This is a genomic window from Buchnera aphidicola (Meitanaphis elongallis) (genome assembly GCA_039830015.1).
In the GTDB taxonomy this organism is placed as follows: Bacteria; Pseudomonadota; Gammaproteobacteria; order Enterobacterales; family Enterobacteriaceae; genus Buchnera_B; species Buchnera_B aphidicola_AU.
Genome location: CP140033.1, coordinates 401,998 through 417,701, shown reverse-complemented (window position 1 = coordinate 417,701; position 15,704 = coordinate 401,998). Strand labels below are relative to the sequence as shown.

General features: G+C 26.6%; 14 protein-coding genes and 1 tRNA gene. 10 read left to right on the top strand and 5 right to left on the bottom strand.

Annotation, left to right across the window (positions count from 1 at the left end):
• Positions 1-196 precede the first annotated feature (196 nt).
• From cgtA to U0T58_01790, 5 genes are all read right to left on the bottom strand, one after another.
• Entirely contained in the window at positions 197-1,222 is a 1,026-nt protein-coding gene (cgtA, locus tag U0T58_01810) for an Obg family GTPase CgtA (protein ID XBC42137.1), read from the bottom strand.
• Between the two features lie 184 nt (positions 1,223-1,406).
• Entirely contained in the window at positions 1,407-1,664 is a 258-nt protein-coding gene (rpmA, locus tag U0T58_01805) for a 50S ribosomal protein L27 (GenBank protein ID XBC42136.1), read from the bottom strand.
• 11 nt (positions 1,665-1,675) lie between these two features.
• Entirely contained in the window at positions 1,676-1,990 is a 315-nt protein-coding gene (rplU, locus tag U0T58_01800; protein XBC42135.1) for a 50S ribosomal protein L21, read from the bottom strand.
• A 300-nt stretch (positions 1,991-2,290) separates the two neighbouring features.
• A complete protein-coding gene (gene murA / locus U0T58_01795) occupies positions 2,291-3,541 on the bottom strand; it encodes a UDP-N-acetylglucosamine 1-carboxyvinyltransferase (protein XBC42134.1) in 1,251 nt (416 codons plus the stop codon).
• Positions 3,538-3,789, bottom strand: coding sequence for a BolA/IbaG family iron-sulfur metabolism protein (locus U0T58_01790; GenBank protein XBC42133.1), 252 nt, complete (start codon positions 3,787-3,789; stop codon positions 3,538-3,540). The genes murA and U0T58_01790 overlap by 4 nt, the downstream gene beginning before the upstream one ends.
• Before the next feature lie 517 nt (positions 3,790-4,306).
• On the opposite strand from U0T58_01790, the gene greA reads away from it, so the two are divergent.
• From greA to truB, 10 genes are all read left to right on the top strand, one after another.
• Positions 4,307-4,786, top strand: coding sequence for a transcription elongation factor GreA (gene greA / locus U0T58_01785; protein XBC42132.1), 480 nt, complete (start codon positions 4,307-4,309; stop codon positions 4,784-4,786).
• A 331-nt stretch (positions 4,787-5,117) separates the two neighbouring features.
• The gene (locus U0T58_01780; protein ID XBC42131.1) at positions 5,118-5,744 is read left to right on the top strand and encodes an SAM-dependent methyltransferase; all 627 of its coding nucleotides are present in this window, start codon (positions 5,118-5,120) and stop codon (positions 5,742-5,744) included.
• A gap of 57 nt (positions 5,745-5,801) precedes the next feature.
• A complete protein-coding gene (ftsH, locus tag U0T58_01775) occupies positions 5,802-7,631 on the top strand; it encodes an ATP-dependent zinc metalloprotease FtsH (GenBank protein ID XBC42549.1) in 1,830 nt (609 codons plus the stop codon).
• A gap of 367 nt (positions 7,632-7,998) precedes the next feature.
• Positions 7,999-9,354, top strand: a complete 1,356-nt coding sequence (gene glmM, locus U0T58_01770; GenBank protein XBC42130.1) for a phosphoglucosamine mutase — start codon at positions 7,999-8,001, stop codon at positions 9,352-9,354.
• 114 nt (positions 9,355-9,468) lie between these two features.
• Positions 9,469-9,708 (top strand): preprotein translocase subunit SecG, encoded by a 240-nt coding sequence (gene secG, locus U0T58_01765; GenBank protein ID XBC42129.1) that lies wholly within the window; start codon positions 9,469-9,471, stop codon positions 9,706-9,708.
• Between the two features lie 43 nt (positions 9,709-9,751).
• Positions 9,752-9,834: transfer RNA gene (locus tag U0T58_01760), tRNA-Leu, on the top strand.
• Positions 9,835-10,152: 318 nt separating this feature from the next.
• Positions 10,153-11,640, top strand: coding sequence for a transcription termination factor NusA (nusA, locus tag U0T58_01755; GenBank protein XBC42128.1), 1,488 nt, complete (start codon positions 10,153-10,155; stop codon positions 11,638-11,640).
• Positions 11,641-11,660: 20 nt separating this feature from the next.
• Complete coding sequence (infB, locus tag U0T58_01750; protein XBC42127.1) at positions 11,661-14,276, top strand: translation initiation factor IF-2; 2,616 nt, start codon at positions 11,661-11,663, stop codon at positions 14,274-14,276.
• Positions 14,277-14,302: 26 nt separating this feature from the next.
• Positions 14,303-14,707: a 30S ribosome-binding factor RbfA gene (gene rbfA / locus U0T58_01745; protein ID XBC42126.1), complete on the top strand. Its 405-nt coding sequence runs from the start codon at positions 14,303-14,305 to the stop codon at positions 14,705-14,707.
• Positions 14,708-14,711: 4 nt separating this feature from the next.
• On the top strand, positions 14,712-15,638 hold the full coding sequence (truB, locus tag U0T58_01740; protein ID XBC42125.1) for a tRNA pseudouridine(55) synthase TruB: 927 nt from the start codon (positions 14,712-14,714) through the stop codon (positions 15,636-15,638).
• The last annotated feature ends 66 nt before the right edge of the window (positions 15,639-15,704 follow it).

Sequence of the window (15,704 nt, the reverse complement as noted above, 5' to 3'; positions counted from 1 at the left end):
TTAATGCATAATAATGTGTATGAAATAAGAACATTTTTTATTTTGATTTTTTAAAGAATTTAAAGTAACAAGTGCCAAGTTTTAGTATATAAAATGTTTCGTTGATTATTTAAAGACATTTATTTTTTATTTTAAATTATTTGAAATATTTAAATTATTTAAAGTTATATGTATCTAAATTTTTTAACAGAATCTTTTAAGTATTAGAGATAAACGTGTTATTTTTTATAAAGTATAAAATATCTTGACATATTTTTTTGATTCCGATTTTTTTAATTGATGAAACTAAATAGTATGGTTTTATATGTTTTAAGTTGATTTTAATAAATTTAACAATGTTTTTTATTTCATTTTCATTAACTAAATCTATTTTATTGAATACAATCCATATTGGTTTTGTACATAGTGTTTTATTGTAGTTTTTTAGTTCTTCTAATATAATGTTTATGTTGTTTAAGATAATGAATTTGTTTTTAATAGAGATGTCGACTATATGTAATAGTAAATGGCATCTTTCTAAATGTTTTAAAAATTGAATTCCAAGTCCATGACCATGTGATGCTCCTTTAATTAAACCTGGTATATCGGCAATAATAAAATGTTCATCTTTATTTATTTTTACGGTACCTAATATTGGTGCAAGTGTTGTAAAAGGATAGTCTGCTATCTTAGTTTTTGCTCGAGATATATAACTGACTAAAGTAGATTTTCCAGAGTTAGGTAAACCTAATGTTCCAACGTCAGCTAACAAGATTAATTCTAATTTTATTTCTCTTTGTTCTCCTTTAGTTCCTAAAGTGTGTTGTTGGGGCGTTCTGTTTACTGAAGATTTAAATCTAGTATTTCCTAACCCATGCCATCCGCCTTTGGCAATTAGAATTAATTTTTTATTACATGTAATGTCGTCTATTATTTCATTAGTGTTGTTATCAATAATTCTTGTTCCAATAGGTATTTGAATTATAATGTCTTTTCCTTTTTTTCCTGATTTTTTTTTATTTTTTCCATTTTCTCCGTTTTGTGCTTTGAACGTTTTTTTAAAATTAAAATCAATTAGAGTATTTAAATTTCTATTAGTTTGTAGCCAAATGCTACCTCCATTTCCTCCGTTTCCTCCATCTGGACCTCCTTTTGGTATATATTTTTCTCTTCTAAAACTGATACATCCATTTCCTCCATTTCCAGCGATAACATGGATAATTATTTGATCTAGAAATTTCATTTTATATCCTTGAAAACTATATATAAAATATATACATAATTTTATATAAGTAATATAAATTTTAAAATGTTATATTATTTATGATCTTTTAAATGATTGATATGAAATTTTATTTTGTGTATAAATAAAAAATGTTCGATAGATAAGGGCATTCTTTATTTATACACAAAATAAAATATTAAAACTATTGTGTAATAACATTTACATATTTTTTGTTTTTTGTTCCTCTTGTTCTAAATTTTACTTTTCCTTTAGCAATAGCAAATAATGTATGATCTTTTCCACATTTTACATTTATTCCTGCATGGAATTTTGTACCTCTTTGACGAACAATTATACTTCCAGAGAGCACTAGTTCTCCATCAAAATGTTTGATGCCTAGTCTTTTAGCGTGTGAGTCTCTTCCATTTCTAGTTGATCCACCTGCTTTTTTATGAGCCATTAATTTGTTCCTTAGTTTTTGTAAATTCCCGTAATTAAAACTTTAGTAAAGTTTTGGCGATGACCTTGACTTTTTTTATAGTGTTTTCTGCGATTAAATTTAATTATGTTAATTTTTTTGTTACGTCCGTGACTGATAATGTCGGCTGATATAAAACTTTCTGGTAATGTTGGTTGTCCGATTTTTATTTCTTTTTGATCTACAATCATTAAAACTGTTGTAAGTTTTATTTTCTCTCCGACAATATGATTAAGTTTTTCTAGTTTAATGATTTGACCTTTTTCAACTTTATGTTGTTTTCCGCCATTTATAAAAATTGCATACATAAAAATTAATTCCATGTTTTAGTTTGTTGAAAGCATTATTAGATGTTTTCTTAGACTTATGATCTAATTATTTGTTAATATGTTTATGTGTGCGTTATAATGCGCAAACATTTTTGAATGTATTATATTAATAAGTAATGTTAGTATACTTATAATATTATTTTTGATAATATTTCATAGAAAACAATATAATTTAATAGATCTAATATTATAAAAGTCTATATTGCACATTTTAATTTTAAATAAGAATGTGATGAATAATATTTTAATTTTAAAGTGTTAAACATATTTATATAAAGCTTATTTATTTTTTATCTTTGCTCCTAATGTTTTGAGTTTTTTATAAAAGTTTTCATATCCTCTTCCAATAAAATTAGAATTTTTAACGATTGTATTGCCGTTAGCAATGCATCCTGCTAATATTAAACTAGCAGATCCACGTAAGTCTAATGCAGTTGTTTTAGCTGAAGTTAGCTTTTTAACTCCATAACATAATACTGAATTATTTTTTATTATCGCTATTGCACCCATTTTTTTTAGTTCTGGTATATGTATGAAACGATTTTCAAATATAGTTTCAGTTATTTTGCTTATCCCTTTTGATATTAAATTTAATAATGTAAATTGTGCTTGCATATCAGTAGGGAATCCAGGATATGGAGAAGTTTTTATATCAATAGCTTTTGGAATAACATTAGTCATGTTTAGACTGATCCAGTCATTTCCAGTTTTTATTTTAGCTCCTGTTTGTATTAATTTTTTTAATACGTATGTTAACATATCTGGTTTAGTATCGTAGCAAACAATATTTCCTTTAGAGATTGCTGCTGCAATTAAGAAAGTTCCTGTTTCAATTCTATCGGGTATGATTTTATGTATACCTCCGTGTAACTTATTAACCCCTTTGATAACAATTTTTTTACTTCCTGCTCCAGTTATATTAGCTCCTATTGTATTAAGAAAATTTGCAACATCAATAATTTCTGGTTCACGTGCAGCATTAAAAATTATAGTTGTTCCTATAGCTAGAGAAGCTGCACTCATGATAGTAATGGTTGCCCCAACACTTGTTTGAGATAATGTTATATTAGTACCTTTTAATTTTCCTATTACTGATCCAGTAATGTAATTGTTTCGTATGGAAATTTTAGCTCCTAATTGTGTTAGTCCAAATATATGTAAGTCAATTTTTCTATTTCCTATTTTGCACCCCCCTGGAAAAGATATTCTTGCATATCCAAATTTTGTCAGTAGAGGCCCTAATATTAAAATAGAGGCACGTATTTTTTTTGTTATACAATTAGGTATTGTACAATTTTTTGTTTTGTTGAGATCAAGATATATTTCTTTTTTAATTGTTATTTTTGCTCCTAGTTTGGTTAATATTTTTATTGCATTTTTGGTATCCTGAAGTATCGGGACATTATGCAATTCTATTAGTTCTTCTGATAATATTGATATTAGTAGTATAGGTAAAGCAGCATTTTTTGAACCTGATATTTTTACTTCTCCAGAAAGGTTAGTAGGTCCAGTTATATAACATGTTTTCATTTGTTAGTTAGTTGTTTGTTTTTCCATTCTTTTAGAGAGTATGTTTTTATTGAGATAGAATGAATTGTTTTATTTATAATATAGTTCATTAATTGCGTATAAATTATTTTTTGTCTTTCTACTTCGTTTTTGTCGTGAAAAATATTATCAATAGCTATTATTTCGATATAATTATTATCTCCAGTTACTTGAATTGTATCTAAAGATAAAGATTGTTGTAATATTTTTTTGATTTCTTCTGTAATCATTGCTTTAGATTCCTATGGAAATTATATCACATGTATGATATCAGAATATCGTTTTTAAATATATTTATAATCATGAGTATGAAAAAATTATATTCATCTAATTAACATTTTATATATGATTTTTAGTTTTAATAAATATTAATATTTTTAGTGGTTTGAATTATTTTTCTAGAAATATTTATTAAAAATATAGTTTTATTTTACAATGTAGTAATTTTATATGTTGGTGTTTATTTTTAATATAATAAAAGACTTTTAACAATAGTCATATTTTGAAATATTGTATTTGTAGTGATCATTTAAATCATAGTTTAAAAGTAATATTTTTCTAATTGTTTTAGATTAATATTTGATGTAGATGTAGTATTTTAATAAGTATTTAGATAATTTTTTTTGGAAATACATTTTTTAAAAATAGAACAGTTTTTCAAGATTATTTTATAATTGAAATTTGTTTTAAAAACATTTTTAAACTGTTTTTTATTATATTTAAAATATGTTTATAAGGGAATGAAATATGAATAATCAAATTCCAATGACATTGTTAGGTGCTGAAAAATTACGTAAAGAACTTGAAATACTTAAAAAGATCAAAAGACCCAAAATTATAGCTTCTATAGTAGAAGCTAGACAGCATGGTGATCTAAAAGAGAACGCAGAATATCATATGGCAAGAGAAGAACAAAGTTTTTGTGAAGGAAAAATTAAAGAAATTGAATTAAAGTTATCTAAAGCTCAAATAATAGACGTTACTAAAATTAAAAATTATGGAACAATTGTTTTTGGTTCTACAGTAACTATACGCAATTTTAGTACTAATAAAGTTTTCGTTTATCGTATTGTAGGAGATGATGAATCAGATTTTAAATTAAATTTAATTTCTATAAATTCTCCTATGTCTAGAGGACTAATTGGAAAAAGAATTGGTAATATTGCTATAATTAAAACCCCATCTGGAGATATAAAATATGAAATTTTAAATATAGAATATATATAACAAGTGATCATTTCATATAAATACAAATATAGTAATTTATTGTCGTGAATAATTTGAAATCATTAAATTGTATAGTAGAGTTCTTGTTTGAAGTAGTGGTTTTATTAAATGTGATATTGTTATAAATAGAATGTCATAAATTCATATTATTAGCAAATTTTATGATGCTATAAAGTTTTCATATATAATCTTGTTTATTTTAGCACATTTAATTAGATTTATATCTACTTTATATATAGAAAATGTTCTAAAAGCATACTATATTGTGTAATCATTTTTACTACTCTAGATTAACATTTTCATAATTATAGTTTTAAAAAATGGTATCTCAGTGTCTAAAATTCGTTCTTTAAGTTCTAGAAGATGGTTAAAAAGACATGTTAAAGATCAATATGTTAATTTAGCTTATAAAAATAATATTCGTTCTAGATCGTATTTTAAATTAAAACAAATACATAAAGTTAATAGATTGTTTAAAAAAGGAATGACTGTAATTGATTTAGGTTCTTCTCCTGGTAGTTGGTCTGAATATGCTAGTAAAAAAATAGGAAAAAGAGGGTGTATAATAGCATGTGATATGTTATCTATGTTACCAATCAAAGGTGTATTTTTTATGCAAGGAGATATTAGAGAATTAAATTTTTTTAATTCATTATTAACTTTTATGAAACATAGAAAAATAGATTTAATTATGTCTGATATGTCTCCGAATATGAGTGGATCTTCTTGTATTGATCATCCTCGTTCGATAGAGTTAAGTAAATTAGCTTTAAAGATATCTGAAAAAACGTTGTTAGATAATGGAAAGCTAGTAATAAAATCGTTTTATGGGAATCAATTTCATGCATTAATTAAAGAAATAAATACTCTATTTGTTAAGGTAAAGATTTTTAAACCGCATGCTTCTCGGGTTCGTTCTAAGGAAGTATATATTATAGCATCTGAACGAAAAAGATAATTGTTTTATTTTTTTTATTTAATAATTTTAAATTGTGAGGTTAATCTCTTGAGTGATATGGCTAAGAACCTGATTTTTTGGTTAATAATTGCAATTGGATTGATGTCTATCTTTCAGAATTTTAATTCTAATAATATAAATTATCGGAAAATTGATTATTCTACTTTTTTATCAGAAGTAAATCAAGATCAAATTCGTGAAACCTATATTAATGGGCGCGAAATTCATGTAACGAGAAAGGATAATAGTAGGTATAAAACATATATTCCTATGAATGATCCTAAATTGCTTGATACTTTATTAGTGAATAACGTTAAGATAACAGGAGAAATGCAAAACGAGCCTAGCTTGTTTACTTCTATTTTTATTTCATGGTTTCCTATGCTGTTGTTGATTGGAGTTTGGATTTTCTTTATGCGTCAAATGCAAATTGGTGGTGGAAAAGGTGCTATGTCGTTTGGAAAAAGTAAAGCAAGAATGTTGTCTGAAGATCAAATTATGATCACTTTTTCTGATGTAGCTGGTTGTGATGAAGCCAAAGCTGAGGTAAAAGAACTAGTAGATTATCTTAAAGAACCTAGTAGATTTCAAAAATTAGGGGGAAAAATTCCTAAAGGAATTTTGATGGTAGGTCCACCAGGAACTGGAAAAACTCTTTTAGCAAAGGCTATTGCTGGTGAAGCTAGAGTTCCTTTTTTTACTATTTCTGGTTCTGATTTTGTGGAGATGTTTGTGGGAGTAGGAGCTTCTAGAGTTCGTGATATGTTTGAGAATTCAAGAAAATCTGCCCCATGTATTATTTTTATTGATGAAATTGATGCTGTAGGTCGTCAAAGAGGAGCTGGACTTGGAGGTGGTCATGATGAGCGTGAACAAACATTAAATCAAATGTTAGTAGAAATGGATGGTTTTGATGGAAATGAGGGAATTATTCTTATTGCTGCTACTAATCGTCCTGATGTTTTAGATCCAGCTTTATTGAGACCTGGTAGGTTTGATCGTCAAATTTTCGTAGCGTTACCTGATATTAAAGGTCGTGCACAAATTCTTAAAGTTCATATGAAGAAAGTTCCTTTAGGAAAAGATGTAGATTCTATGATTATAGCTCGTGGAACTCCAGGGTTTTCTGGGGCAGATTTGGCGAACTTAGTTAATGAAGCAGCATTATTTGCGGCTCGTACTAATAATCAAGTTGTATCAATGTTTGATTTTGAAAGAGCTAAAGATAAAATTATTATGGGTACTGAACGACGGTCAATGGTAATAACAGATAAGCAAAAGGAATCTACAGCATATCATGAAGCCGGGCATGTAATTGTAGGTCGCTTAGTTCCAGAACATGATCCTGCTCATAAAGTAACAATTATACCAAGAGGTATGGCATTGGGGGTAACTTTTTTCTTACCGGAAGATGATGTATTAAGCATTAGTAAAAATAAGTTAGAAAGTCAGATATCTACATTATATGGAGGTAGATTAGCAGAAGAAATAATTTATGGTGAGAACAACGTATCTACAGGTGCATTTAATGATATAAAAATTGCGACTAGTTTAGCTCGAAATATGGTAACACAATGGGGTTTTTCTAAAAAGTTAGGTCCTCTTTTATACGCAGAAGAAGAAGGTGAGGTTTTTTTGGGAAGAACAGTAGCAAAATCGAAGCATATGTCAGATGAAACAGCAAGAATCATTGATGAAGAAGTAAAATTGTTAATAGAAAAAAATTATAAAAGAGCACAGAAGATATTAAATGAAAATTTAGATATTCTTCATGCGATGAAGGATGCATTGATAAAATATGAAACCATTGATTCTTTTCAAATAAATGATTTAATGAATAGAAGATCTGTTCGGAAACCTGATGGATGGAATGAAGATAAAGGTTAAACGATGATATTTGAATAATATTATGCTTTTTGATAAATAAGGTTTTAATAAATTTAGTGATATAATTAATTATATTGTTATATTAAGTAGAATTCATGTTGAATATATAATTATATGGTGTGATTTTTTCGAAATTGCTATCTCTTAAATTGTAATATTAAGAGATAGCTTAGGGATTAGCATAAGTATTTTATAAGAAATTGATTTTGCGTAATGAATGAGTGATTATATCGATTTTTTATAACATTTATATGAAAAATAATATGGTTCGAATTTTTATATATAGTGTGATGGAGTTATTTATAAATGTAGTTTAAAATTGTATTATTATAATGTAAAATTTTTATATAATTGTAAGGATCATAAGTTGAATTTTGAAAAGTGTTTTGGAACTGATGGAATTCGTGGAAGAGTTGGTAAATTTCCTATAACTCCTGAGTTTTTTTTAAAGTTTGGAGTTATTATTGGGCAATTGTTGTTTAAAAGTAGCTGTAAGAAAGTAGTAGTTGGCATAGATACTCGAATTTCTAGTTGTATGTTGGAATCAGCATTAAATTCTGGTTTTTCTTCCGCTGGAGTTATTGTAATTTCAGTAGGTATAATTCCTACCCCAGCTATTGGATATTTAATAAAGTTATTAAAATTAGAAGTAGGGATAATGATATCAGCATCTCATAATTTATTTAGAGACAATGGTATAAAATTGTTTTTAAAAGATGGTATTAAAGCATCTGTTATTTTAGAGAAAAAACTTGAAAAAGAGCTTAAAAAGCCTATTTCTTATTTAAATATGGTTCATGTAGCTTCTAAAGAAATCATTTATTGTGCTCATGATGCTAAATATATTAAATTTTGTAAGTCAACCTTATCTAGGAATTTTAGTTTAAAAAGATTCAAAATTGTATTGGATTGCGCTAATGGTTCTACTTATAAAGTGGCTCCAAGGATTTTTAGAGATTTAAAAGCAAATTTGATTGTTATTTTTGCATCTCCTAATGGATATAATATTAATAAGCGTTGTGGATCAACGGACATAAGCAATTTAAAAAAAATGGTGTTATTTGAGCAAGCGGATATAGGTTTAGCTTTTGATGGTGATGGGGATCGTGTTATAATGGTTGATCATCTGGGAAATAAAGTAGATGGCGACCAAATTTTGTATATTTTAGCAAAATTTAATTTATGTCATGAAGCTAGTAAAAAAGAAGGTGTAGTGGGAACTGTAATGAGTAATAATGGATTGCTAATAGCGTTAAAAGAGTTAAATGTTCCTTTTATTAAAGTGGATGTAGGAGATAAAAATATAATAAAAAAATTAAAAGAGAAAAAATGGAGATTTGGAGCGGAAAGTTCTGGTCATGTTATTATATTAAATAAATCGTCTGTTTGTGATGGTATTATTACTAGTTTGCAAGTTATTGAAATTATGATTAAAACTAATATGAATCTTTATCAGTTGTGTTCTGGAATAATATTGCTTCCTCAAAAAATAGTAAATATATGTTTTGATAAAGCGAATAGTTCTATTAAATATAAAAAAATAAAAGTTGAAATCTCTAAGTATAAAAATATGTTGGGACGATTTGGAAGAATGTTTATTAGAAGATCTGGTACGGAGTTATGTTTTAGAATCATGATAGAAGATAGAAATTACAGTATTGTACAGTTTATTTTTTCTAAACTTACGATGATATTTAATTGTAAGTCAAGTGTTCTCGAGTAGAGAATAGTTTATTTTAATGTTATTGTTTAAAATAATTATATATTTATTAAGTATGTTTAACATGTTTTTCATTTTTTATCTTAATTTTAAGTATTTTGTATTTGGAAAAGATTTATGTATAATTTTTTTTTAGGTGTTTTTATTTTTATTTCTGTGCTTCTTATTTTCTTAATTATGATACAAAATGGAAAAGATAATGATACAAGTTCTAATTTCAATTTAGGGAAATCTAAAAGAGAAATCATGACACATTATCATGATAATATATTAACTAAAATTATTGGTATTTTTGCTTTTTTGTTTTTTTTAGTTAGTTTAATAATATGTAATATTAGTTATAATAACATATTTTAATTGTAGTATTTATATATTTTATGTTGTAATTTTTATTAGTTAAACCGAGGTGGTGAAATTGGTAGACACGCTATCTTGAGGGGATAGTACTTTATTAGTGTGCGGGTTCAAATCCCGTCCTCGGTAGTTCTAATATTATTTTCAATTTTATTTAAATTAATTTAACATAATAAAATCCCTGAGTCGTACTCAGGGATTTTATTATGTTAAATTAATTTAAATAAAATTGAAAATAATATTAGAACTACCGGAAAGATTTTAAGATATAATATAAATTATAAGTTGTAAAAGTTTATTTAGTTAAAAAGTTGAAAGTAAATATTTAACTACATTTTTACTTTGCGTAAATGTTTTAATAAATGCGTGTATTTCTATTCTACGAATACCTATAATAAAATAATTTCAATTCTACGATGTGGTTTTTGAAAATTGAGGTAAACTAAAATGAATAAAGAAATTTTAGCTGTTGTGGAAGCTGTTTCTAATGAAAAATCTTTACCGCGAGAAAAAATTTTTGAAGCATTAGAAAGTGCGTTAGCAATAGCAACTAAAAAAAAACACGACCAAGAAATTGATGTACGAGTTAAAATTAATAAAAAAAATGGAAGTTTTGAAACATTTCGTCGTTGGTTAGTCGTACGTGAAGTATCATATCCTACAAAGGAAATTACATTTGAAGCTGCTCAATTAGAAAATAGTTCAATAAAAGTTAATGATTACATAGAAGATAAAATAAAATCGGTAACATTTGATAGAATAACTACTCAAACAGCAAAACAAGTAATCATTCAAAAGGTGAGAGAAGCTGAAAGAGCAATGATTGTAGATCAGTTTCGCAATCATTCTGGAGAAATTGTAACAGGAATAGTAAAAAAAATTAATAGAGATAGTATTTCTTTAGATTTAGGAAATAATGCTGAAGCATTAATTCTAAAAGAAGATATGTTACCTAGAGAAAATTTTAGATTAGGTGATCGTATAAGAGGTGTACTTTATGCTGTCCGTCCTGAAGTACGGGGTATACAATTATTTGTCAGTAGATCTAAATCTGAAATGTTAATTGAATTATTCAAAATTGAAGTTCCGGAAATAGCAGAAGAAATAATTGAAATAAAAGCAGCAGCTCGTGATCCAGGATCTCGTGCTAAAATTGCAGTAAAAAGTAATGATAAAAGAACTGATCCAGTTGGTGCTTGCGTAGGTATGAGGGGAGCACGTGTACAAGCAGTCTCTAGTGAATTATGTGGTGAACGAATTGATATTGTGTTATGGGATGATAATGCTGCACAATTTGTTATTAATTCTATGGCCCCAGCTGATGTTTCCTCTATTGTAGTTGATGAAGAAACTCATACAATGGATATTGCTGTAGATTCTATAAATTTAGCACAAGCTATTGGAAGAAATGGTCAAAATGTTCGTTTAGCTTCTCAATTAAGTGGATGGGAAATTAATGTTATGACAATCGAAGATCTAAAAATAAAACATCAAAAAGAAGCTGATAAAATTTTTAATATATTCAAAAAATATTTAAAAATAGACGAATGTTTTTTAAAAATTTTAGTGAAAGAAGGTTTTTCATCAATAGAAGAATTAGTATATGTTCCATTCGAAGAATTACTTAATATTAGTAACATCGATGAAAACATAGCTTTGTTAATTCGAAAAAAGGCTAAAGAAGCATTAATTTTGATTGAACAAGAGAATGAACGAAAATTCCAAGAAAAACAGCCTAAGCAAGAGCTATTAAACTTAAATGGAATGACTCAATTGATAGCTTTAAAATTAGCAAAAAAAAATATTTACAATTTAGAAGAACTAGCTGATCAAAGTATAGATGATCTAGTTGATATCAAAGAACTTAATGTTAATACAGCAGGTGTTTTAATTATGGCAGCACGCAATATATGCTGGTTTGGTGAAAAAACTTAAAAATAGGAGTAAACATAGTTATGGAAATAAATATAAAAACATTAGCAAATGAGATGAAGATTTCAGTAGAAAAATTAGTAAAAAAATGTATAAGTGCCGGTATTTTAAAGAATAAATATGATTGCATTACTTATCATGAAAAAAAAATTTTAGATAAATATTTAAAAAATACTAGTACTATTTTAAAAAATACATTAACTTTAAAAAGAAAAACTCGTAGCACTTTAAGTATACCTAATATAGGAGGAAAAAACAAATGTGTACAAGTTGAAATCAGAAAACGAAAAACATATGTAAAACACAATGTATATACAAAACGTAACGTATTACAAAATATTAATTATGTCTCAACTAACAACAAAAACGAAAATAATATAAAATCTGTTATAGGAAAAGAAAATGATAGCACAATTTATTCTATCCAAAATACTACTAAAGGTAGTAGTGTTCTTAATAATTTAAAGCAAAACAGACAATATAATAATATTGAAAAAAAGCAACATAATTTGTTTCAAAAAATAGAAAATAAAAACAATTTTTCTAAAAAAGTAAAATTAAAAAACAAACTCGTTACGAACAAATCACATTTTGAAGAAAAAAATACAAATAAAGTAAAAAAAAGTAATCGTGTTCAGTCAAATACTAATCATAAAAATTATAGTATAGTTCATGCTCGTCGTTCTTCTTATGATAATAATAATGCAGAAATCAGCCATCGGTTAAATCATAATAAGAACGTAAAAAATGTACGTAACAAAAAAAATAAAACTTATTTTGAAAGAAAGATAAATCGAGAATATATCAAGCGATCTGTTCATAAAGAAAGCAATAGTAAAGATTATAGTAACAGTATTTTACAGCAAGCGTTTAAAAAACCATTATGTGCAATTAATCGCGATATAATAATTGGAAGTGTTATTACAGTATCTGAATTAGCAAACAAAATGGCAGTAAAAAGTTCTGAATTAATTAAAGTTATGACAAAACTAGGTTATATAACTACTATTAATCAAAATTTAGATATAGATGTAGCACAGTTAGTTGCAGAAGAAATGGGACATAAAGTCACTATATATTTTGAAAATGAATTAGAAACAAAAATTATGAAAGATCTTAATATTAAAAATAGATCTTTAAAAATTCGTCCTCCTATAGTGACTATTATGGGCCATGTAGATCATGGAAAGACTTCATTATTAGATTATATTAGGCTAACCAAGATTGCTTCTCAAGAAGCAGGTGGAATTACACAACATATAGGTGCTTATTATATTACAGTCAATAATAAAATTATTACATTTTTAGATACTCCAGGGCATGCAGCATTTACCGCAATGAGAGCTCGAGGAGCAAAAATTACTGACATAGTAATATTAGTTATAGCTGCTGATGACGGGATAAAACCTCAAACAATAGAAGCTATACAACATGCTCAAGCAGCATCAGTACCTATTTTGGTTGTAATTAACAAAATTGATAAATTAAATTTAGAACTAGATAAAATTAAAAATGAATTAGTAAAATATAATATTATTCCTGAAGAATGGGGAGGCAACAACATTTTTGTAAATGTTTCAGCTAAATCAGGAGAAGGTATAGATGATTTATTAAAATCTATTTTATTACAAGCTGAAATATTAGAACTAAAAGCTATTCCTACTGGAATGGCCACAGGTTTAGTTATTGAATCATTTTTAGATAAAGGACAGGGACCGATTGCTACAATGTTAGTTCAAGAAGGTACATTAAAAAAGGGAGATGTAGTTGTGTGTGGGCTGGAATATGGAAAAGTTCGTGCAATAAAAAATTCTTCAGGAGAGGATATTAAATCTGCCGGTCCTTCTATTCCAATAAAGATATTAGGTTTATCAGGAATTCCTATAGTTGGAGACAAAATCGTTGTTGTTCACAATGAAAAAGAAGCACGAGAAGTAGCATTATATCGTCAAAAGAAATTTAGAGAACAAAAATTATCTAAAAAAGTAGCGTTTAAGTTGTCTAATGTTTTTGAGAAAATAAAAAAAGATAATGTCGTAATACTCAATATTGTTTTGAAATCTGATGTTCAAGGTTCATTAGAAGCCATTTCTAGTTCTTTAAAACAATTATCTAATAATGATGTAAAAGTTAACATTATAGGAAAAGGAGTAGGTAGTATTACAGAAACGGATGTATCTCTAGCTATGGCTTCAAACGCTATTATTATAGGATTTAATGTAAAAGCAGATTTTTCCGCAAAACGTATTATTGAGCTGGAAAATTTAGATTTACGTTATTATTCAGTAATATATCATATTATCGACGAAGTAAAAGATGCTATATGTGGTATGACTGCACCTAAATATAAACAGGAAACAGTAGGATTAGCAGAAATAAGAAATATATTTAAGTCTCCTAAATTGGGTAGTATAGCCGGATGTATGATAGTTGAAGGTATAATTAAACGAAGCGATTCCATTCGTATCCTTAGAAAAAACAAAGTAATTCATATAGGAGATATAGAATCATTAAAAAGATTTAAAGAAGATGTAAACGAAGTGAGAAATGGAGTAGAATGTGGAATTGGAGTAAAAAATTATAGTGATATTTGCGTTAATGATTTAATTGAAGCATTTCATACATTAAAAACTAAGTAAAACTTTTTTTATTTACCGTTTATAAAATGACTGGAGAAGTTTACCACATGTTACAATCTAATCGTTTTTTGCGTGTATCTAAAGAACTTCAAAAAGCAATATCATGGATTGTTCATCATGAATTAAAAGACCCTCGTTTAAAGATTCTACCAACGATATTAGAAGTTCAAACTTCTCGAGATTTTAATTATTCTAATATATACATTAGTTTGTTAAATATAAATAATAAATTATCTCCTAAAGATGTAGTGTCAATATTACAAAAATCTTCATCTTATATAAGGTTTTTGTTAGCAAAAAAAGTTTGTTTGCGTATTGTTCCTATTTTACGTTTTATTTATGACGATTCATTTAATAAAGGTATGTACATAAGTTATTTAATAGATAAATCTTTAAAAAATAAGAAAAGAAAGTTTAGTGAACTAGGATAGTTAAATGTTTTTGCATAAATTTAAAACAATTAATGGTATATTATTAATAAATAAACCGGGTGGTTTTTCTTCTAATAATATATTGCAAACAGTAAAAAGAATCTTAAATATAAAAAAAGCAGGACATACTGGATCATTAGATCCTATTGCTACAGGTATGCTACCTATTTGTTGTGGAGAAGCAACAAAATTGTCTCAATTTTTACTTAATGCTAATAAACGTTATCGAGTAGTTGCTAGGCTAGGACAAACTACGAGTACCTCTGATTGTGAAGGAAAAGTTATTAAAGTTAGAGCAGTAGACTTTATATTTACACAATTAGTTAAAATTCTAAATTCTTTTAAAGGTAACATTCAACAGATTCCTTCAATGTATTCTGCAATAAAATATCGAGGTAAATCACTATATAAATATGCTAGAAAAGGAATCGTTATACCTAGAAAAAGTCGTACAATTACCATTTATAAATTAGAATATATAAATTATTATAATTCTTTTTTAGAGTTAGAAATTACATGTTCTAAAGGAACTTATATTAGAACTTTAATTGAAGATATAGGAGAAAATTTAGGATGTGGAGCACATGTAATTAAACTACATAGATTGCAAGTAGGAAACTATCCCGAATCTAAAATGATAACTGTTAATCAACTTCAATCATTAAATCAACATAATGCAGTACTTTTTTTAAAAAAATTATCCAAGATTTTAATTCCTTTAGACACTTCAGTATCTATTTTCCCAGAAATAAATTTATCTACTAATGAAGCAAATAAAATAAAAAATGGAAGAAAAATAAAAGTTTTTTGTAATTTAAGTGATACATTTTTCCGCATAACAGAAGGAGTAAATAAAAAATTTATTGGAATAGGAAAAATTAATGAGACTCAAGAATTGTTACCTTATCGTATTGTTTTAAATGATCAATAGATGAGTTATTTGCTATAGAAACTATATAATAGTACCATAAATAAAGTATTTAAGAAGTAATTTTTC